This is a genomic window from Citrobacter sp. S46_ASV_140 (assembly GCF_018919545.1).
Classification (GTDB): Bacteria; Pseudomonadota; Gammaproteobacteria; order Enterobacterales; family Enterobacteriaceae; genus Citrobacter; species Citrobacter braakii.
Genome location: NZ_JAHLRC010000043.1, coordinates 1 through 17,421 on the forward strand (window position 1 = coordinate 1; position 17,421 = coordinate 17,421).

A 17,421-nucleotide genomic window follows, 5' to 3' on the forward strand; every position below is an offset into this window, starting at 1 on the left:
ATCCTCGCGCAGCGCGCAGCATTGCCTGAACTAACGGCACGGGTTTTCCCGCCAGCGCTCCACGTTCATGCTGAAAGAGTGTGCCGACAAAAAAAGGATGCGTCACCAGCTCAACGGCACGGATATCACCAGCCTCATCCCAGCCAGTCACACGAAGATCACCGCTCTCAAGCTCGGCGGCAAAATCTTCCGATACGCCATAGTTGCAGTGATACCCCTCGGAGATAACACCCCGTCCGTAGACTTTGGCAATCAGCGTATTGGCCCTCAGTTCAATATCATCCGTTTTTTCTACCAGCGAGCAGGTCAACGGTGCGATGACCATCCGCCCCCTGGTATCCGTTTCCGCATGGGCAGCATCACTCCAGCCCAGCACGTTGCGGGCATACTCCAGAATCGCATGTTGAAAACCGCCACAGGTCCCGAGGAATGGGATGCTGTTTTCACGCGCGTAGCGTATCGCGATCAGTGCGCCTTCCAGGTGCCGATATGGACTGCCAGGAACGACCCAAATAGCATCATAGCCAATCAGATCTTCACTGCTGCTAATATCAGAGGTGGTTAGCCAGTCATAATCAGCCACTAATTCCAGGACGGCAGCGGCATCATCGATAGCAAGAGGAATGGCCTGATGCGCCACAATATCAGGGCTGTAATCACCCACCAGCGCAATGCGAAGCGTATCTTTAAACGGGGAAATTTCCATTAAGCTTTCCTTATGTCCAGACAATGAGGGACAATATAAGGAGCCTCAGCCTACCGATTTTTTGTTGGTATCACAATCCCTTAAATTGGGAGTCAGGACGGGCAGAATGTTACAATTGTCACGTTTTACGATCTTATTTAACCGTAATAAAGGTGTCGAAATATATCAAAGCAGTGGATTAATGGAGCAGATGAAAAGATGAAAATTCAATGTAAACGCGTGTATGACCCAGCAGAAAAAAATGATGGTTATCGCGTACTGGTCGACAGGCTGTGGCCTCGCGGGGTAAAAAAGACCGACCTTATTTTTAACGAATGGAATAAAGCGCTTACGCCGTCATCTGATTTACGCAAGGCGTTCCACGCAGAATTGATTGATTTCACACACTTTTCCGAGCAATATCGCGCTGAACTCGCCCTACAGCAGCAGGAAGGAAAGCGTCTCGCAGAGATTGCCCGACAGCAAACCTTAACGCTACTGTATGCGGCGAAAAACACCCAGCAAAACCACGCGCTGGTGCTGGCTGAATGGATACGTCAATGCTAACCGGATTTCATTTGCCCGTTGTCGGATGATCTCTGCGCCAGAGCGCCCATTCATCAATCACTTCCCCGCCCGGTAATTTGCAGTCCGACCTTACGCCTTGCGGGGTCTGCACCGCAATCAGCGAGCCGCCCTTTTGTTCGCAATATACCGATGCCGGATTCGCCAGACCAATCTTCGGCGGTTTGGGGGCTTCGGGCTGAGTGGTACATCCCGCTAGCACCAACAAGCCGGGCAAAATAATAGACGCCAGTTTCATATCGACTCCTGTTAAAAACCTTATCCCGGCAGGTTACCCCGACTTTCCATCTATCTCCATGTTTTACTGTCAGCTTTCAATTTAATGTTTAAGTTTTGAGCGGGATGGCGTGTTTCATCTTTCATCTTGATGTTCTATCATGCGGGCCACGTTAGCCCAGTCATTACTCAGGAGCATTTACACCTCATGTCGGACATGATCCTTGCCAGAGTCTCACAATCCTTAGCCACGGAGCAGTCAGTTGAGAGCCTGGTTCGGCAACTTCTGGAGATGCTGGAAGTGGTGACTGAGATGGAATCCACCTATTTAACCAAGGTCGATTTAGATGCCCGCCTGCAGCATATTTTGTATGCGCGCAATAGCAAGCAGATGCAGATCCCTGAAGGGCTGTCCGTACCCTGGGATGAGACGCTATGCAAACGCGCCATAGACGAAAACTGTCTGTACAGCGACAACGTTCCCGCTCGCTGGCCGGAGTGTACCGCCGCCCGCGCGCTGGAGATAACCACTTTCCTGAGCACGCCGGTTCATCTTCCCGACGGAACGTTTTACGGTACGCTCTGCGCCACCAGTCGCCACCAGCACGCATTAAGCCAACGTGGCGAACAGGTGTTACATCTGTTTGCAGGCCTGATCGCCCAGTCAATTCAAAAAGAGTCGCTGGTTGCTCAGTTACGCGAAGCGAATGCCGCGCTGATTGCGCACTCTTACACCGATGCCCTGACCGGATTACCGAATCGGCGCGCCATTTTTGAAAATGTTGAAACTCTTTTTTCCCTTGCCCGACATCTCAGGCAGAAGATTATTTTTGCCTATATTGATTTGGATGATTTCAAATTGATCAATGACCGCTTTGGCCACGAGGTTGGCGACCAGTTTCTGATCCAGATTGGTCAGCGTCTGCTTCGCGAATGCGGTGACAACGATATCCTTGGCCGACTGGGTGGTGACGAATTTTTAGTCGTGAGCCTGTCACAGGAAGATGACAGGGAGCCGCGAGACCGCCTGCAGCAGGTGAAAAATCAGCTACAACAGCAAATTTGCGGTGACTACCATCTGGGTGACATTCATCTATTTTATCCTGGCGCCAGTCTGGGCGTGGTGGAAATTAATCCGTTGGAGACTGATGTAAACTGCGCGCTTCACCTCGCAGACAGCGCAATGTACAAGGATAAAAAGCGTCAGGATAAAACCACTTTTGTCGTACATTAAGCCCTGCTATGCTAACCCGTCTTTAAATAACTCTGGCAGATAATCGTATGCGACTCGGTATTATTTTCCCCGTCATCATTTTCATTTCCGCTGTCGTTTTCTTATCCTGGTTTTTTATTGGCGGCTACGCTGCGCCGGGAGCATAACGATGAAAAAAACAACGCTTATTATGATTGGTGTGGCTATCATCGTCGTTCTGGGAACAGAATTCGGCTGGTGGTGACCTAAAGAAAAAGGCCACATATTAGTGGCCTCTATTGTCTGTATGTTTACTTAGCTTTTGATTTTTCTGTAGATAAACAACACCACAATCGCACCGATCACCGCCACGGCGAAACTACCGAAGTTGAAACCATCGACTTTACCAAAACCAAAGAAGGTGCTGATCCAGCCACCCACTACCGCACCGACAACCCCTAAGATAATGGTCATAAAGAATCCGCCGCCATCTTTACCCGGCATAATCCATTTTGCCAAAATCCCAGCAATAAGACCGAAAACCACCCATGAAATAATGCCCATAATTTCCCTCACTTATGTTTTTAAATTAACGATTCACTCGTCGTATAAAAGCATAGCATAGCGCTGAAAAATTAAAATTTGTGATCGCTATCACTTCTGTTTTTCATCTTTTTCCGATGTTTCATAAGGTTACACCGCTGACCGGCAGACTAATTTTGTCGCGCCTCGTCATTAATGTCGAATCGTCAGTCATTCTGCTTAACGCTTTGGCCGTCAGCCCCTGCTATTGCTGGGTTTTCACTTCTGGCACACTTTATGCTTAAACAGCCCGTCACTACGACACATCGTAGTCCGCGATGCGTATCGCGTGACTGCGTCTACAATTCGCGCTATTTCAGCATTTAACAGGTCTGTTATTGATGAAAAAAATCACCAGTGTATGCCCATACTGTGGGGCCGGGTGCAAGCTCAAGCTTGTTGTTGAGAATAACAAAATCATCCGCGCTGAGGCCGCAGAGGGTGTAACGAACCAAAATCAGTTATGCCTGAAAGGCTATTATGGTTGGGACTTTCTTAACGACACACGCCTTCTGACTCCCCGTCTGACTCGCCCGATGATCCGTTATGAAAAAGGTGGAAAATTCACTCCCGTTAGCTGGGATGAAGCCATTCGTTACACCGCAAAACGCTTAACTGAAATCAAAAATACCTATGGCCCTCGTGCCATCATGACCACCGGCTCTTCCCGTGGAACTGGGAATGAGACCAACTACGTGATGCAAAAATTCGCACGTGGCGTGCTCCATACCAACAATGTCGATTGCTGTGCCCGCGTCTGTCACGGCCCTTCCGTTGCCGGGTTACAGGAGACGTTAGGCAATGGCGCCATGAGCAATTCCATCAGCGACATTGAAAACTCAAAATGCCTACTGATCTTTGGTTATAACTGTGCCGATTCACACCCAATTGTGGCCCGCCGGGTAATTAAAGCTCGCCAGAACGGCGCAAAAATCATTGTCTGCGACCCACGCCGTATTGAAACTGCCCGTATCGCTGACCAACATTTGCAGTTGAAAAACGGTTGCAATATGGCGCTGGTCAACGCGTTTGGCCATGTTCTCATCGAGGAGCAACTCTACGATCGCGAGTATGTACAAAAGCATGCGGAAGGACTGGAAACATACTGGGAAACCGTTAAGGAGTATGCGCCTGAAGACGTTGAACATTTAACCGGTGTTCCCGCACAGCAGGTTCGTCAGGCGATGCGTACTTTTGCCGCGGCGCCATCGGCCACCGTGATGTGGGGGATGGGCGTCACCCAGTTTGGTCAGGCCGTTGACGTGGTTCGTGGTTTGTCGAGCCTGGCCTTGCTGACCGGAAATCTGGGACGCCCTAACGTCGGTGTTGGCCCGGTGCGCGGGCAAAATAACGTGCAGGGCGCGTGCGATATGGGGGTGCTGCCTAACCAGTTTCCAGGATATCAGGACGTAACCGATTTCGCCGTCAGGGAGAAATTTGCCACCGCATGGGGCATTGACGTTAATCAGATGGATGACAAGGTTGGGACCCGCATCACCGAAGTTCCGCATCTGGCTATCGAAGGCAAAATCAAAGCCTACTACATCATGGGAGAAGATCCGCTGCAAACCGAGGCCGATTTGGGTCTGGTCCGCGAAGGATTTAACGCGCTCGATTTTATCGTCGTGCAGGATATCTTCATGACCAAGACGGCGGAAATGGCCGATGTCCTCCTGCCTGCCACCTCATGGGGTGAACACGGTGGCGTCTTTACCTGCGCCGATCGCGGTTTCCAGCGTTTTGAGAAAGCGATTGAACCCACTGGTGATGTAAAGCGTGACTGGGAGATTATCAGCCTGCTGGCCAGCGAAATGGGTTATCCAATGCAGTATCAAAATAACCAGCAAATCTGGGATGAGATGCGCGAGCTGTGTCCAATGTTCTACGGCGTGACCTATGAGAAAATGGGTGAGATGGGTCATGTTCAGTGGCCATGTCCGGATCTCGATAGTCCTGGTACGCCCTACCTTTACGCGCACAGCCAGTTTGATACCGCCAATGGCAAAGGCAAACTGTTTGCCGCGCCGTGGCGAGCGCCTGCAGAAGTTCCTGATGAACAATATCCGCTGGTGCTGTGTACCGTGCGTGAGGTTGGGCACTACTCCTGCCGTTCGATGACCGGCAACTGCGCAGCGTTGCAAGCGCTGGCAGACGAGCCTGGGTATGTGCAAATCAATACCCATGATGCTGAAAAATTGGGTATTCGTCATCGCGATCTGGTATGGGTCAGCTCGCGCCGCGGTAAGGTTATCAGCCGCGCGGATGTCTCCGAGCGCATCAATGCCGGAACGGTCTATATGACCTATCAATGGTGGATTGGCGCGTGTAACGAGTTAACCCAGGACAATCTCGATCCTATTTCGAAAACGCCGGAAACCAAATATTGCGCCGTAAATATTGAGCACATTACCGATCAGGGGTGGGCAGAAAAATATGCCGCACAAACGTATAGCGATATGAAGTCACGTCTGTGTGAGGCTATTGCGTAAATCACCGCCATCATCGCCTGAGTCTGGCTTTCCAGACTCAGGTCTTATCTCATGACTTCGCCAGCTGTGGTTCACTAAAGCGGATGGATGCAGCTTCCTCCTGCTTATCCCGCCGCATAAAGCCGAGGTTCATCAGAAACAATCCCGCCATAAACGGTAGTTCGTACAGTTCTTCAATCAGATCGCCATACTGAGCATTGTGCAGAAAGATGGGAGCCAGCAGACGATGATGCTCTACCGTATCGGAGATCAAAAATGCACAGGTGGTGATCGCTAACAGCCACAGAGGTAGCGGTTCATTGCGCAAGCGACGGGCAATATCCTGGCGTAAGCGCTTCGAAATCAGCACTGGCAGAATAATCATGGCAATCAATACCACTGAGATAGCCCGGAACAGGAGTTTAGGATGCTCAGGAAAATAATCGCGGCCCCAACTTGTGCTTCGGCCCAGTAATACCAGCCACCACGCTGCCGCCCAAAGCCAAAATTGCTTCTCGCCTTCGGGACGTGATAAGGGCCTGATGTAACTGAGTGTAAATATGGCACCAAACAGCAGCCATAGCGCCTGGCCATTTTCAATCCAGCTGACGACAGTACCGTTGAGTAGCGGGAGATGCCAGTTCGCGGCGAACGGGATCGCCACGATGGCTAATCCGAGAATGATTGTGGGTAATGTAAGTCGGGTATTGAGTTTCATAAGCGCGATGTTCTGTTTTATATCTGTTTCGCGATCATAACCCCTGTGAATGATCAACTATTAGCAATCAATGCGAATCTCTTAAGGTATTCTTAAGGAATCCTTGCAGGATATTTCCCTGTTTCGCCCAGATAAAAAAACGCACTGCGCCGTCAAAGCGCAGTGCAGTTTTTAGATTAAAAACTAATATATTCAATCAGTAGCAGTGACTAATGCCTACCACCCGCAGACTTCGTGCTCATTTTCGGTATCGTACGAACGCACGGTATTGACCAGATCTTTGACCACTTCAGCTGCCACATCCGGCACCAGTAATGTCATTGGTGCCTCTGTTTCATAATCAACAGAAACACCGTTGCTGTTATTGGTCACGGTTACGGTATAGGTTGCTTTACCCATGATTTACTCCTTGCCGGTGCGCACGACTTTTCGTTGATTTGCACTCTCCATCAGAACTTCCGGGGCGACGAAAAAATCGATATTAAAGTAAGTGTCGTCGGTCATCACTTCGATGTTATGCCATTTTTCCGGTGGAAAAACGCCAAACTGACCGGCTTCAATAATCATCACCTCTACTGGCTCCGGACTGTGTTCGTCTGCGTATCCGAGATATTTGACCGCCCCCTGCATAACCGAAAGTCGAGGATAAACCCCGGCTCGGGTCCCTTTATCAAGGTGGCGTTCGAAAATTCCGGCAGGCGCCGTTTCTTTGTTCCAGAATGGCGTAGAGCGTGTATGGATATGATTCTGTGGAATTTGAAGCATTTTTCTTCCCTTTTCCAGTCGACAACCAGCGAGTCATATTGAACCGCTGCTGTACACAGGGTACGCCTCAAAATATACATTTAAAATACCATTTATTGGTTATAACCGTACGATTATAAATGAAAAGCAGAGCGCAATATTAAAGGCCCGCCACTATCAGCGGGCCGACGGCATCACGATTGAAGCGTGGCCAGACGGGCGGCAAAACCAACGAAAATCAGGCCGATAAGGGAATTCCCCACTTTCGCCAGTTTCTTCTTCGTACGGATATATTGCGTCACAAACGCGCCGGAGAAAATAAGGAAGCTCAGATAGAAAAAGCTCACTATCTCAAGCGTAATAGCCAGAATAAAGAATGACAGCCCTGAATGCGGCGCATTGACATCAATAAACTGCACGAAGAATGACACATAAAACAGAATAGCTTTGGGATTGGTCAGGCTCAGGATTAATGCGCGCTTAAAAATAGCGCCAAACGGGACTTCCTCGGGCGCGGCGTCGCTTGCTTTCGATTTCAGTGTTGCATACAGGATCTTCGCGCCAAGATAGAGTAAATAGAAAGCGCCAAGATAACGAACGATATTGAACAAAACGGGCGTTGTTTTAATCAATGCAGCAACACCGGCATAGGCCAAAAACATCAACACGGCATCACCAATAAACACACCGCTGGCGGCGAGATAACCCCCCTTTACTCCCCTACCGACGCTGTTCTTCAGCACAAATATCGTATTTGGCCCCGGTACCAGCACGATAAAAATAGCCCCCACCAGATACGTCCAGTAATTCAGAACTCCATACTCTGCGAACACGTTAACCTCTTCCTGAAAAAACACATGCACTTGCTGCGATACAATATGCTAACGAATGCGACAGGTGATGGAAAGAGCAGGTTATTAATTAAAAAAACCCGCCACTGGTGGCGGGTGTGTACAGATAAGGTTAGCCCAGATTAATGGTGCAGCATCTCATCCACTACTTCTTCGCCCTTCAGCTGATAAGGGTAGTAGGTAGGCCAGTTTTCCATCTCCTCAAGCAAGGCAGCCTGCGAGGTATTTCCCATAAAGATATGGAAGTGGCTCGATTTACGCGGCGCGATAATATGATCGCTGAATTGCACGTATTTAGGCGCTTTGCTGTCAGCGGCTTTACACTCAAACAGATACCGTACACCTTTCTTGCCTGATTTATAGTGCAAGATTTTATACCCGGCATAATCGTATTTGCACGATGCGACCTGATTACCGGTGTGAAATTCCATCACGCCATCTTCGATGCCGATGGTGTCTACATTGGTTGCATAGCCTGTACGGTAATAAGCTTTAATTTGTTCTGCCGTTTTGCTTTTATCTTTCTCCGCTTTCTTTTTGAAAACCGGATCAAGTTCGCCACTGACCAGATACGGATAGACAGATTGCCACATGCCATCCCAGTCGGACAGCGCCCGGTTCTGCACCTGGTTATCATCAAATACCCCTTCCGACGCCTTTTGTTCTGCTTCACTCATCGGCGCACCATGGGAATGATGACCATGGGCCAAAACCTGCCCACTGACCAAAAGCATCCCCAGAGCGATTGTCAGTTTGTTAAAACGAATAGCCAAAATTTCACCCTCAAATCGTTTGCGAGTGAATTGTTATATTATAACGTAACAATTTAATCAATAGACATTACCGCACGTTATTGCCTCACGCTTCAATGAGTTTTCTGGAGCAGAGCTGATCAAGCAGAGCCTGCTGATGGCTGATAATGAGCATACCTAATGGCCGACGCTGGCACTCTTCAAGCAGCAATACCCAGATATCTTTTTGAATGGAAGGATCGAGCTGGGCGGTAATTTCATCGGCAATAAGAAAACGTGTCCGCGGATCCAGCGCGCGAAGTAAAGCAATTCGCGCCAGTTCACCGCCAGAAAGCTGTCCGGGACGGCGAGTTAGCCACTCAGGGTTGATGTGAAGACGGGTAAGCAGTTCAGCATCAGGTCGCCAGGCATCATAAACCGCATCACCAGTGCTACGCCGGGGGTTAAAGGTTAATTCCGGATGCTGTGGCACCAGTTGCACCGGGCAATACTGGTGCATTGGCAGCGGTTGGTCATCAACCAGAATGTCACCCGAGGTCGGTTTTTGCCAGCCCGCCAGTACGCGCCCCAACGTTGTTTTGCCGGTTCCGCTGGGTGCACAAACCCCAATGCGTTCTCCGGGGCGCAGAGAGAAGTTCAGATTTTGCCAAAGCACCTTTCCTCCCTGACAAATCGTCACTTCACGACAGCACAGCATCGCGCTCTCCAAAAAGTTGATTTCTTTCAGGCAGGGCCCGCCATTGGCGTTGCAGATGCTCGCTGATCTCTCCGCGTAACAGCTGTTCCCGGCTGACGTTATCCGACACCCTTCCCTGGTGCAGCGCGACAATGCGGTCCGCGTGGCGAGCGGCAAGCGTGAGGTCGTGCGTTACCCATAAAACGCCAGCCCCTTGCTCACATTGCTCACGTAGCTGTTCAAGCAGTTGATTAGCCAGCGGTGCATCAAGCCAGGCGGTAATTTCATCCGCCAGAATATAGCGAGCCTGACTCAGCGACGCGTGACAGGCCAGAACACGTTTCGCCATCCCCCCTGAAAGCTGGCGTGGGAAGGCATCTAATACGCGACTTTCCAGTTGGCTACGCTGGAGCAATCGTTCAATTTTTCCGGCATTCCAGGCCTGGCCAGAGAGCTGACTTGCCCTGCGCAGATGTTTTTCAATCGAGAGCAGCGGGTTAAGCGCCTGAACACCTTGCGGGACATAGCTGAAAGTATTGCCACGACATTTGCGAATATCATCACTATCCAGCGTTTTCCCTTCCAGGGTGATGGAGCCGTTGAAACGCAAATTGTCCGGTAAGAGATCAAGCAGACATTGCAGCAACAGGCTTTTACCTTCCCCACTTCCCCCAACTAACGCCACCATCTGACCTGGCGCTACGTCGAAAGAGATATCCTGCAACAGCGAAGACCAGTTTCTCGCGCCGTACCAGCGATAACGCGCCACGTCCAGCGAGACCTGTCTTAAACTCAACATGCGTCACCTCGTAACCATAAACGATGCACTGCCCTTGCGAGCTGATCGAATAACATAACCAGACTGAATAGCATCAGCCCAGGAAACAGCACTAACCACCAGTCTCCATGACTGATAAACCTCAGCGCATCAGCCAGCAACAGGCCCAGCGATGGTTCATGCGGCGCCAGCCCAAAACCGAGGAAGCTCAACGCCGCGCTGTGCAACACCGCGTGGGGAAACATCAGCAAGGTTCCCGTTAACCACTGGGGTAACAATGCCGGGAGATAGTGATGCCGCCAGCAGTAAAAATGTCCGTGTCCCAGACGCCAGGTCAATGTCAGATAGTCACTGTGGGCCACGCGCTGCGCTTCGGCACGCAGGATTAGCGCCAGACGCGGCCAGTGGGTCAACGCAACCGCCATAATCACCCCATTTTTTCCGCCACCCAGCGTGAAACAGATCAATATGAGCAACAGCAGATGCGGCATTGACAGCATGGCATCGGTAATCAGACGCATTAGTACATCCAGACGCGGATGTATACGTGAAACCGCTGCCATCAGTAATGCGATGAAACCGCTGCACAACGCCGCGCCAATACCAATTTGCAGACTGGTTAACGCGCCCTGAAAGCAACGAATCCACAGATCGCGACCGAGGTTATCGGTGCCAAACCAATACAGCGCATCAGGCGGTAAATGACGGGCAAGCAGATTAACGCTCAATGGGTTATCCAGCGTCGCTGCGCCATACACCGCAATGCATAGCAGGCAGCTAAAAGAGAGCAGAAGACGAATCAGCGTCGGCGTCGGATTATAGAGCATCAGGTCGCTCCAGAGCACGGTTCAACACATGGACAAGCCAGGTAGACAACGAGTTGCCAATGAACACCAGTACGGTACTGAACAACACAATCCCCATCAGTAACGGCAGATCGCCGCGTAATCCGGCATCAATAGTGGCCTGTCCCAGTCCCGGATAAGCAAAAACTTTTTCCGCCAGCAATGCGCCGCCCAGCAGTTCTCCCAACGAGGCGAACTGCAGGCACAGCGCGGGCGTGATAGCGTGGCGCAGAACCTGATGACGCAACAGCGACCAGCCTTTATCTCCCTGAGAACGCGCAAAACGGACAAAATCGCTTTTCATCACGCTGGCGATACTTTCCCGTGTATGAAGTGTAATTTGGCCAAGTCCCAATAAACTTAGCGCGCAAACGGGCAGCACTAAATGGCGCAGACGCTCAGCCAGCGTGGCCATATCACCACTGTTGCCCGGCTCCCACGCGCAGCAGACCGGAAATACCGGCCAGCGCACGGCAAATAACGCCAGCAGCAGCATGCCAATCCAGAAGGTCGGCAACGACGAAAGCAGATAGCTGAGTCGACAGATTGCTTTATCCGGCCAGCGATTCAGATAACGACCCGCGACAAACCCCATTGCCGTTCCCAGTATGCCGGAGAGCAGCCACGCGCCGCCAAGCAAGGCAAACGAAGTCGCAAAGCGCTCCTTGATTACGCTGGCAACCGGTGCATTAAACAACATTGAGTAGCCGAGATCGCCCTGCAATACACGTATAAACCAGTGACCAAAACGCTCCCATAACGGCTGGTCTAATCCCCAGCGAGCAGCGATACGCGCATATTGTTCCGGCGGCACGTGCAGGAGATCGTTGCCGATATAGGCGCGAATCGGATCGACAGGAGAAAAGCTGAGCAGCATAAAAGTGCCAGCCGCAACCAGCACTAATAACACTATCAGCCGTAGAAAATGGCCTACAACAGACTTCATCAACGGCAGGTCCAGGTCCATTCATCCAGATTATTGAGCAGGGACCAGCTACCGTGAATCTCCGGCGCGCCTTTGCCTAAGTCAATACACGGATTTGCCAGATAAGTGTGCTGAATGTTCAGCAGCCATGCCCAGGCGGCATCGCCCTTCACCCCAGCCCCTTGCTTGCCATCCCACTCCACCTGTTGCCAGAAAGGCAACGCTTTTTGCCAGTCTGGAGCATCAATGGCCTGTTTAAGATGTTGTTCAACGACGGGATTGCTGTAATAGCCTGGATTGTAGTATTCCACGCCCGCGGCCTGATTGCTGTAGTGATGGAAAAGCTCCATCGGATCCAGGCTTCCCCAGCCAAACAGCGTCGGATTCGCATGCATATGCCGCTCAACGGTTTCCCAGCTTCCGGATTGCAGCGAGACCTGAATACCCACGGGCTCCAGCATCGCACGTACGGCCTCGGCTAGATCCCGGCGCGTACTGTCTCCGCTGGCGTACCACAGAGTCAGGCGAGCCTCTTTACCGTCTTTCACACGTACGCCGTCTTTCCCCACCTTCCAGCCGGCTTCTTCCAGAATCGTCCGTGCTTTTTCGCTGTCGCCATCTTTGAACGCAACTGACTGTCCCTGCCATGGCAGGCCCTGAACCGCGCTATACGCCGGAATCGCATGACCTTCCATGACCTGATCGGCAAGTTGTTTACGATCGATGGCGTAGTTGATGGCGCGTCTGATGGCGATATCAGCCGTGATATCGTTACCGACCGGATAACCATTGGCGTCTTTTTTACCCGCAGGATCCATCGGGAACACAATGCCACGGTTTTCCACGCTGTCGCGTACCCAAAGCTTCAAATTCTGCTGTTGAGGGGCGACCGCCATCGAAGGCGCAATACGCACGAGTCCCAGTTGACCACTGCGCGCTGCGGCATAAGCGTTATCTTCATCAAGGAAGACAAACACCAGCTTACTGAAATCATTTTTCTTACCTGCATACCAGGGGTTCGCCTCCACGATCAGCTGCTGCCCCGGCTGAAAACTCACCAACCGATAAGGGCCCGCGCCAATCGGATTTTTGGCGAATGTTTTTTCGTCATACCGTTTTTCGGGAACAATACCCAAAGAGCCCAGCACGTTCACAAAGGTGCTCTGCGGGCTGCGCAGCGTGATTTCTACCGTGCGGTTATCTATCAGGCTGGCATGAGTAAAGTTTCCCATGTCGATTTTGCCGCCGCTCTTTGCGGCTTTATTATAGGTGAACACCACATCTTCAGCGGTTAGCGGGGAACCATCGGAGAATTTAAGGTCGGGTTTTAACGTCAACGTCCAGATTTTGCCGTCAGCACTGGTTTCAACTTTTTCCGTCAGCAGGTTACCCCAGCTCATATCTGCGTTTTGTTTTAATAATGGTGCATGCAAAAGCAAATAGCTGCCATGACTCCAGCCCAGCATCGGGTCAAACCCTTCCGTTGGCTCAGGTCCAATTGCCAGCTTCAACGTCTGCCCCTCGCTCACATTTTGCGCGGCGAGAAGTGGTGAGGTTAATGCGAGAGTCAATGCGCACGTAAGCAGTGCCAGCTTGCCTTTAATCATTATGTTATCCAGATTTGCGTTATTTTTATGCCGCTCAACGATTCAATGCCGTTAAACGGTCTCCTGGGGAAGGGATTATGGCGGACTGAAATGACGAAAAAAATGATGCGGCGCAGAAAAGTATGACGATTCTCTAAAATTATCATACTTTTTTCTGATACTCCTAATTGAGTACCTTCTGAATCGCAGAAAATAGATTAAATGTTAGTCATTCAATTAATGGCAAATTAATTACAAACTAATGATTACAAATACTAATTATTGGTCATTTACGCTATTTACTTAGCTAAAACTAATGACAATTTATGTATATTTATTCAAGAAAAACACCAGAAGTGATAAGTTATGTAAACATATAATGATAATTATTTTTATTATCATTCCCATCAATTATCTTACTTCCTTTGAATTTTTAACAAAGGAAGTTTGACTATGCGTTTAAAACCTGTTGCTTCTGTTGTTCTGTCCTGTTTAGGATTTTCCAGCCCCCTGGCCTTCGCTGAAGATGTTATGGTGGTAACCGCTTCCGGTTACGAAAAGAAAATCACCAACGCTGCCGCCAGCGTCTCCGTTATTTCACAGCAAGAGTTACAAACCAATAAATATAATGATTTAGGCGAAGCCCTGCGTTCTGTTGAAGGGGTGGATGTTGAAAGCAGCACCGGTAAAACCGGTGGCCTGGAGATCAGCATTCGTGGCATGCCCGCCAGTTATACTCTGATCCTGATTGACGGTATTCGTCAAAACGGCAGCAGCGATGTGACGCCAAACGGCTTCTCAGCTATGAATACCAGCTTTATGCCTCCACTGGCGGCAATTGATCATATTGAGGTAATCCGCGGCCCGATGTCGACGCTTTATGGCTCCGACGCAATCGGTGGCGTGGTGAATATCATCACCAAAAAAAGCACCGATAAATGGAGCACCTCCATCAATACCGGCGTTAACCTGCAAGAGAGTAATAAATGGGGTAACAGCACGGCCGCCAACTTCTGGTCAAGCGGCCCGTTAATCGCTGGCGTACTGGATATGCAGGTTCGGGGTAGCACCACCCAACGTCAGGGTTCCAGCGTTACCTCCCTGAGCGATACCTCCTCCACCCGCGTACCTTATCCTACCGAGTCAGAAAACTATAACATCGGCACGCGACTCGACTGGAAAACGAATGAAAGCAATACGCTGTGGTTAGATCTCGACTCCGCCAGACAGCGCTATGATAACGATGACGGTCAGTTGGGTAACCTGACGGGGGGTTACGATAAAACGCTGCGCTATGAGCGTAACAAAGTCACCCTCGGCCACGATACCGCCTTAACGTTCGGCACCTGGAAATCCTCCCTCGGCTGGAATGAAACTGAGAACAAAGGACGACAACTGGTCTCCTCCGCACTCACGCCAGAGAACGCAGGCCGGGCCGGTGACGCACGTGAACTGAAGAACACCAACGTCATTCTGGACTCAGTACTGCTGACGCCATTAGGTGATTCGCACCTCTTAACCCTCGGCGGGGAATATTGGGATGCGCGCATGAAAGACGGTGTGGTGCTGGCCAATACCGGCGAAACGTTCCATCAAAAAACGTGGGCAGCCTATGTAGAAGATGAATGGCATATTCTCGACTCGTTGGCCTTAACCGCAGGGACACGCTACGAGCATAACGATGTCTTTGGCGGTCATCTCAGCCCACGCGCGTACATGGTTTGGGACGTATCCGACGAATGGACGCTCAAAGGCGGCGTGACGACAGGTTATAAAGCGCCATCACTGAGCCAGTTACATAACGGGATCAGCGGCGTCACCGCGCAAGGAACCGTGAATACGGTCGGTAATCCGGACCTAAAACCTGAGGAAAGTATCAGCTACGAAACCGGGCTGTATTACGAGAACGACACCGGGCTGAACGCCAACATTACCGGCTTCTATACCGAATACAAAAATAAAATTGTCTCGTATTCTATCGATGATAATACCAACAGCTATACCAACAGCGGCAAGGCAAGGACCGATGGCGTTGAATTTGCCAGCACCTTCCCTCTGTGGTCGGATGTGCTGACTTTATCCCTCAACTACACCTACACCCAGAGCAAGCAAAAAGATGGTGACAATAAAGGCGCGCCGTTAAGCTACACGCCAAAACATATGGCTAACGCTCGCCTGAACTGGCAGGCAACGGAAGATATGAATGCCTGGCTGAGCGCACGTTATCGCGGTAAAGCTCCACGCTTTACTGAAAATTACAACAACCTCAGCGCAGTACAAAAGGCCGTCTATGACGATAAAGGCGCGGATTTAAAAGCCTGGACCGTTCTCGACATGGGAATGTCTTATAAGCTGACCAAAGATCTGACGCTGAATACGGCGGTCAATAACGTGCTGGATAAAGACTTTAGCGAGGTTAAACTTTACCAGGTGGGCCGTAATAGCACCTACGCAGGAGATTACTATCAGACTGCACAATCCACTACCGGATACGTAAACCCGGGCCGTAACTATTGGGTATCATTAAACTACCAGTTCTGATTTAGTTTTTTCCTACCAGACGGGCTGTCAATGATAGCCCGTCTACCACTGGGTTTCATCAAATGCCCGGCACTGTTCTTTTTGCCAGCCAGCGGGGCTCCAATGTTTTTACCAGAGATAAAGCGGCAAGGAATATTTTCGTCCCCGGCAGAGAAAAATGGCGAAATGAGAGATAAAGCAGAACTGGGACAGAATATGCTGGGTGAGGCTTTAATCGATAGCTTTAAATAGCCATTATGTTTTATGAGTCACGGAGCAACGGGTGCCCCGTGACAGTCATTAACTTACTTCAAATACTCTCCGCTGCGCAGCGCTTCAATACGTTTATCCAACGGCGGGTGAGTCATAAACAGCTCACTCAACGACTTGGATTTACCGTTGATGCAGAACGCCATCATGCTGGTCGCTTCCTGCGGCTCATAGCTGGTTTTCAGACGCTGCAGCGCGGCGATCATTTTCTCACGCCCCACCAGTTTTGCTGAACCGGCATCCGCATGGAATTCACGATGACGTGAGAACCACATGGTAATAATGCTCGCCAGAATACCAAACACCAGTTCCAGCACCGTCGCCACTGCGAAGTAGATCAATGGGTTGCCGTTACTGCCCTCACCCTCATCGCGGTTTCCGCCCATAAAGCCAGCGGCAATTTGCGCCAGAATACGTGAGATAAAGATAACGAAGGTGTTCACCACACCCTGAATGAGCGTCATGGTAACCATATCGCCATTAGCAATGTGGCTGATTTCATGCGCGATAACGGCTTCGGCTTCGTCCGGGCTCATGTTTTGCAACAGGCCTGTACTCACAGCCACCAGCGAAGCATCCCGGCGCGCACCGGTAGCAAACGCGTTAATATCTGGCGCATGGTAGATTGCAACCTGCGGCATAGCGATCCCAGCCTGGCGAGCCTGATTCGCTACCGTATTCATCAGCCAGCGTTCTCTTTCATTGCGAGGCTGTTCGATCACTTCCCCACCAACGGATTTTAACGCCATCCATTTGGACATCAGCAGCGAAATGAAGGAACCACCAAAACCAAACAGCAGTGCCATGATCAACAAGCCTTGAACGCTGCTTGACTGAATCCCTGTCAGGCTCAATACCAGCCCGAAAACGACCATCACAGCCAGGTTCGTCAGCAGGAAGAGCGCGATTCGCATCATAATTTTCTTTTAACCTCAATTTAACAAAACGCACTATGCGATTACCCATATCGTATGGGTCTTATGGCTATTTTCAAGCATCCATAGGTGCTAAGTCACCAGAAAGACACA

Annotated in this window: 21 protein-coding genes; 7 read left to right on the forward strand and 14 right to left on the reverse strand. The window is 50.5% G+C overall.

Features of this window, described 5'->3' with window-relative positions:
- On the reverse strand, window positions 1-706 hold a 706-nt coding region (locus KQJ19_RS12720; protein WP_204551645.1), incomplete at its 3' end, for a CTP synthase.
- 198 nt (window positions 707-904) lie between these two features.
- Between KQJ19_RS12720 and KQJ19_RS12725 the strand changes: the two genes are divergently transcribed.
- Window positions 905-1,252 (forward strand): DUF488 domain-containing protein, encoded by a 348-nt coding sequence (locus KQJ19_RS12725; protein WP_016152799.1) that lies wholly within the window; start codon window positions 905-907, stop codon window positions 1,250-1,252.
- A gap of 7 nt (window positions 1,253-1,259) precedes the next feature.
- Here the strand turns inward: KQJ19_RS12725 and KQJ19_RS12730 are convergent, their stop codons facing one another.
- Window positions 1,260-1,508, reverse strand: coding sequence for a DUF333 domain-containing protein (locus KQJ19_RS12730; protein ID WP_016152798.1), 249 nt, complete (start codon window positions 1,506-1,508; stop codon window positions 1,260-1,262).
- A gap of 186 nt (window positions 1,509-1,694) precedes the next feature.
- Between KQJ19_RS12730 and KQJ19_RS12735 the strand changes: the two genes are divergently transcribed.
- Genes KQJ19_RS12735 through yoaJ form a run of 3 tightly spaced genes read left to right on the forward strand, consistent with a single transcriptional unit; the run spans window position 1,695 to window position 2,943 of the window.
- Window positions 1,695-2,720, forward strand: a complete 1,026-nt coding sequence (locus KQJ19_RS12735; RefSeq protein ID WP_047498944.1) for a sensor domain-containing diguanylate cyclase — start codon at window positions 1,695-1,697, stop codon at window positions 2,718-2,720.
- Window positions 2,721-2,767: 47 nt separating this feature from the next.
- A complete protein-coding gene (locus tag KQJ19_RS12740) occupies window positions 2,768-2,866 on the forward strand; it encodes a YoaK family small membrane protein (RefSeq protein WP_032941789.1) in 99 nt (32 codons plus the stop codon).
- A gap of 2 nt (window positions 2,867-2,868) precedes the next feature.
- On the forward strand, window positions 2,869-2,943 hold the full coding sequence (gene yoaJ, locus KQJ19_RS12745; RefSeq protein WP_101700011.1) for a protein YoaJ: 75 nt from the start codon (window positions 2,869-2,871) through the stop codon (window positions 2,941-2,943).
- A 50-nt stretch (window positions 2,944-2,993) separates the two neighbouring features.
- On the opposite strand, the gene KQJ19_RS12750 is transcribed toward yoaJ, so the two are convergent.
- Window positions 2,994-3,242: a GlsB/YeaQ/YmgE family stress response membrane protein gene (locus KQJ19_RS12750; RefSeq protein WP_016152796.1), complete on the reverse strand. Its 249-nt coding sequence runs from the start codon at window positions 3,240-3,242 to the stop codon at window positions 2,994-2,996.
- Between the two features lie 359 nt (window positions 3,243-3,601).
- On the opposite strand from KQJ19_RS12750, the gene fdhF reads away from it, so the two are divergent.
- Complete coding sequence (fdhF, locus tag KQJ19_RS12755; RefSeq protein WP_216403724.1) at window positions 3,602-5,749, forward strand: formate dehydrogenase subunit alpha; 2,148 nt, start codon at window positions 3,602-3,604, stop codon at window positions 5,747-5,749.
- A gap of 49 nt (window positions 5,750-5,798) precedes the next feature.
- Here fdhF and KQJ19_RS12760 read toward each other — a convergent pair whose 3' ends face one another.
- The 10 genes from KQJ19_RS12760 to KQJ19_RS12805 all read right to left on the reverse strand — a co-directional run bounded on the left by KQJ19_RS12760 (window position 5,799) and on the right by KQJ19_RS12805 (window position 13,624).
- Window positions 5,799-6,446 (reverse strand): hypothetical protein, encoded by a 648-nt coding sequence (locus KQJ19_RS12760; RefSeq protein WP_047498949.1) that lies wholly within the window; start codon window positions 6,444-6,446, stop codon window positions 5,799-5,801.
- 216 nt (window positions 6,447-6,662) lie between these two features.
- The gene (locus KQJ19_RS12765; RefSeq protein ID WP_003832433.1) at window positions 6,663-6,845 is read right to left on the reverse strand and encodes a DUF1869 domain-containing protein; all 183 of its coding nucleotides are present in this window, start codon (window positions 6,843-6,845) and stop codon (window positions 6,663-6,665) included.
- Window positions 6,846-6,848: 3 nt separating this feature from the next.
- Window positions 6,849-7,211 carry a DUF1971 domain-containing protein YeaR gene (gene yeaR / locus KQJ19_RS12770; protein ID WP_005120376.1) on the reverse strand — a complete coding sequence of 121 codons (363 nt, stop codon included), beginning with the start codon at window positions 7,209-7,211 and terminating at the stop codon, window positions 6,849-6,851.
- A 173-nt stretch (window positions 7,212-7,384) separates the two neighbouring features.
- A complete protein-coding gene (gene leuE, locus KQJ19_RS12775; RefSeq protein ID WP_016152793.1) occupies window positions 7,385-8,023 on the reverse strand; it encodes a leucine efflux protein LeuE in 639 nt (212 codons plus the stop codon).
- Window positions 8,024-8,163: 140 nt separating this feature from the next.
- On the reverse strand, window positions 8,164-8,814 hold the full coding sequence (gene zinT / locus KQJ19_RS12780; RefSeq protein WP_016152792.1) for a metal-binding protein ZinT: 651 nt from the start codon (window positions 8,812-8,814) through the stop codon (window positions 8,164-8,166).
- A gap of 85 nt (window positions 8,815-8,899) precedes the next feature.
- Window positions 8,900-9,490 (reverse strand): ATP-binding cassette domain-containing protein, encoded by a 591-nt coding sequence (locus tag KQJ19_RS12785; RefSeq protein ID WP_200079646.1) that lies wholly within the window; start codon window positions 9,488-9,490, stop codon window positions 8,900-8,902.
- Window positions 9,474-10,268 carry an ATP-binding cassette domain-containing protein gene (locus tag KQJ19_RS12790; RefSeq protein ID WP_016152790.1) on the reverse strand — a complete coding sequence of 265 codons (795 nt, stop codon included), beginning with the start codon at window positions 10,266-10,268 and terminating at the stop codon, window positions 9,474-9,476. Before KQJ19_RS12790 ends, KQJ19_RS12785 begins: the two co-directional genes overlap by 17 nt.
- Window positions 10,262-11,074 carry an ABC transporter permease gene (locus tag KQJ19_RS12795; RefSeq protein ID WP_047358584.1) on the reverse strand — a complete coding sequence of 271 codons (813 nt, stop codon included), beginning with the start codon at window positions 11,072-11,074 and terminating at the stop codon, window positions 10,262-10,264. Before KQJ19_RS12795 ends, KQJ19_RS12790 begins: the two co-directional genes overlap by 7 nt.
- Complete coding sequence (locus KQJ19_RS12800; protein WP_016156289.1) at window positions 11,064-12,038, reverse strand: ABC transporter permease; 975 nt, start codon at window positions 12,036-12,038, stop codon at window positions 11,064-11,066. Before KQJ19_RS12800 ends, KQJ19_RS12795 begins: the two co-directional genes overlap by 11 nt.
- Window positions 12,038-13,624, reverse strand: a complete 1,587-nt coding sequence (locus tag KQJ19_RS12805; protein WP_216403725.1) for an ABC transporter substrate-binding protein — start codon at window positions 13,622-13,624, stop codon at window positions 12,038-12,040. The genes KQJ19_RS12800 and KQJ19_RS12805 overlap by 1 nt, the downstream gene beginning before the upstream one ends.
- Before the next feature lie 432 nt (window positions 13,625-14,056).
- Between KQJ19_RS12805 and KQJ19_RS12810 the strand changes: the two genes are divergently transcribed.
- Window positions 14,057-16,144 (forward strand): TonB-dependent receptor, encoded by a 2,088-nt coding sequence (locus KQJ19_RS12810; RefSeq protein WP_216403726.1) that lies wholly within the window; start codon window positions 14,057-14,059, stop codon window positions 16,142-16,144.
- 30 nt (window positions 16,145-16,174) lie between these two features.
- Window positions 16,175-16,375 (forward strand): hypothetical protein, encoded by a 201-nt coding sequence (locus KQJ19_RS12815; RefSeq protein WP_049282075.1) that lies wholly within the window; start codon window positions 16,175-16,177, stop codon window positions 16,373-16,375.
- Between the two features lie 53 nt (window positions 16,376-16,428).
- Here KQJ19_RS12815 and htpX read toward each other — a convergent pair whose 3' ends face one another.
- On the reverse strand, window positions 16,429-17,310 hold the full coding sequence (gene htpX / locus KQJ19_RS12820; protein WP_003034964.1) for a protease HtpX: 882 nt from the start codon (window positions 17,308-17,310) through the stop codon (window positions 16,429-16,431).
- Between the last annotated feature and the right edge of the window lie 111 nt (window positions 17,311-17,421).

Bases quoted from the DNA above. Each gene is read 5' to 3' on its own strand.
- KQJ19_RS12725 (WP_016152799.1), top strand. From the start codon at position 905: ATGAAAATTCAATGTAAACGCGTGTATGACCCAGCAGAAAAAAATGAT.
- KQJ19_RS12730 (WP_016152798.1), bottom strand. From the start codon at position 1,508: ATGAAACTGGCGTCTATTATTTTGCCCGGCTTGTTGGTGCTAGCGGGA.
- KQJ19_RS12735 (WP_047498944.1), top strand. From the start codon at position 1,695: ATGTCGGACATGATCCTTGCCAGAGTCTCACAATCCTTAGCCACGGAG.
- KQJ19_RS12740 (WP_032941789.1), top strand. From the start codon at position 2,768: ATGCGACTCGGTATTATTTTCCCCGTCATCATTTTCATTTCCGCTGTC.
- KQJ19_RS12750 (WP_016152796.1), bottom strand. From the start codon at position 3,242: ATGGGCATTATTTCATGGGTGGTTTTCGGTCTTATTGCTGGGATTTTG.
- fdhF (WP_216403724.1), top strand. From the start codon at position 3,602: ATGAAAAAAATCACCAGTGTATGCCCATACTGTGGGGCCGGGTGCAAG.
- KQJ19_RS12760 (WP_047498949.1), bottom strand. From the start codon at position 6,446: ATGAAACTCAATACCCGACTTACATTACCCACAATCATTCTCGGATTA.
- KQJ19_RS12765 (WP_003832433.1), bottom strand. From the start codon at position 6,845: ATGGGTAAAGCAACCTATACCGTAACCGTGACCAATAACAGCAACGGT.
- yeaR (WP_005120376.1), bottom strand. From the start codon at position 7,211: ATGCTTCAAATTCCACAGAATCATATCCATACACGCTCTACGCCATTC.
- KQJ19_RS12785 (WP_200079646.1), bottom strand. From the start codon at position 9,490: ATGCTGTGCTGTCGTGAAGTGACGATTTGTCAGGGAGGAAAGGTGCTT.
- KQJ19_RS12790 (WP_016152790.1), bottom strand. From the start codon at position 10,268: ATGTTGAGTTTAAGACAGGTCTCGCTGGACGTGGCGCGTTATCGCTGG.
- KQJ19_RS12795 (WP_047358584.1), bottom strand. From the start codon at position 11,074: ATGCTCTATAATCCGACGCCGACGCTGATTCGTCTTCTGCTCTCTTTT.
- KQJ19_RS12800 (WP_016156289.1), bottom strand. From the start codon at position 12,038: ATGAAGTCTGTTGTAGGCCATTTTCTACGGCTGATAGTGTTATTAGTG.
- KQJ19_RS12805 (WP_216403725.1), bottom strand. From the start codon at position 13,624: ATGATTAAAGGCAAGCTGGCACTGCTTACGTGCGCATTGACTCTCGCA.
- KQJ19_RS12810 (WP_216403726.1), top strand. From the start codon at position 14,057: ATGCGTTTAAAACCTGTTGCTTCTGTTGTTCTGTCCTGTTTAGGATTT.
- KQJ19_RS12815 (WP_049282075.1), top strand. From the start codon at position 16,175: ATGATAGCCCGTCTACCACTGGGTTTCATCAAATGCCCGGCACTGTTC.
- htpX (WP_003034964.1), bottom strand. From the start codon at position 17,310: ATGATGCGAATCGCGCTCTTCCTGCTGACGAACCTGGCTGTGATGGTC.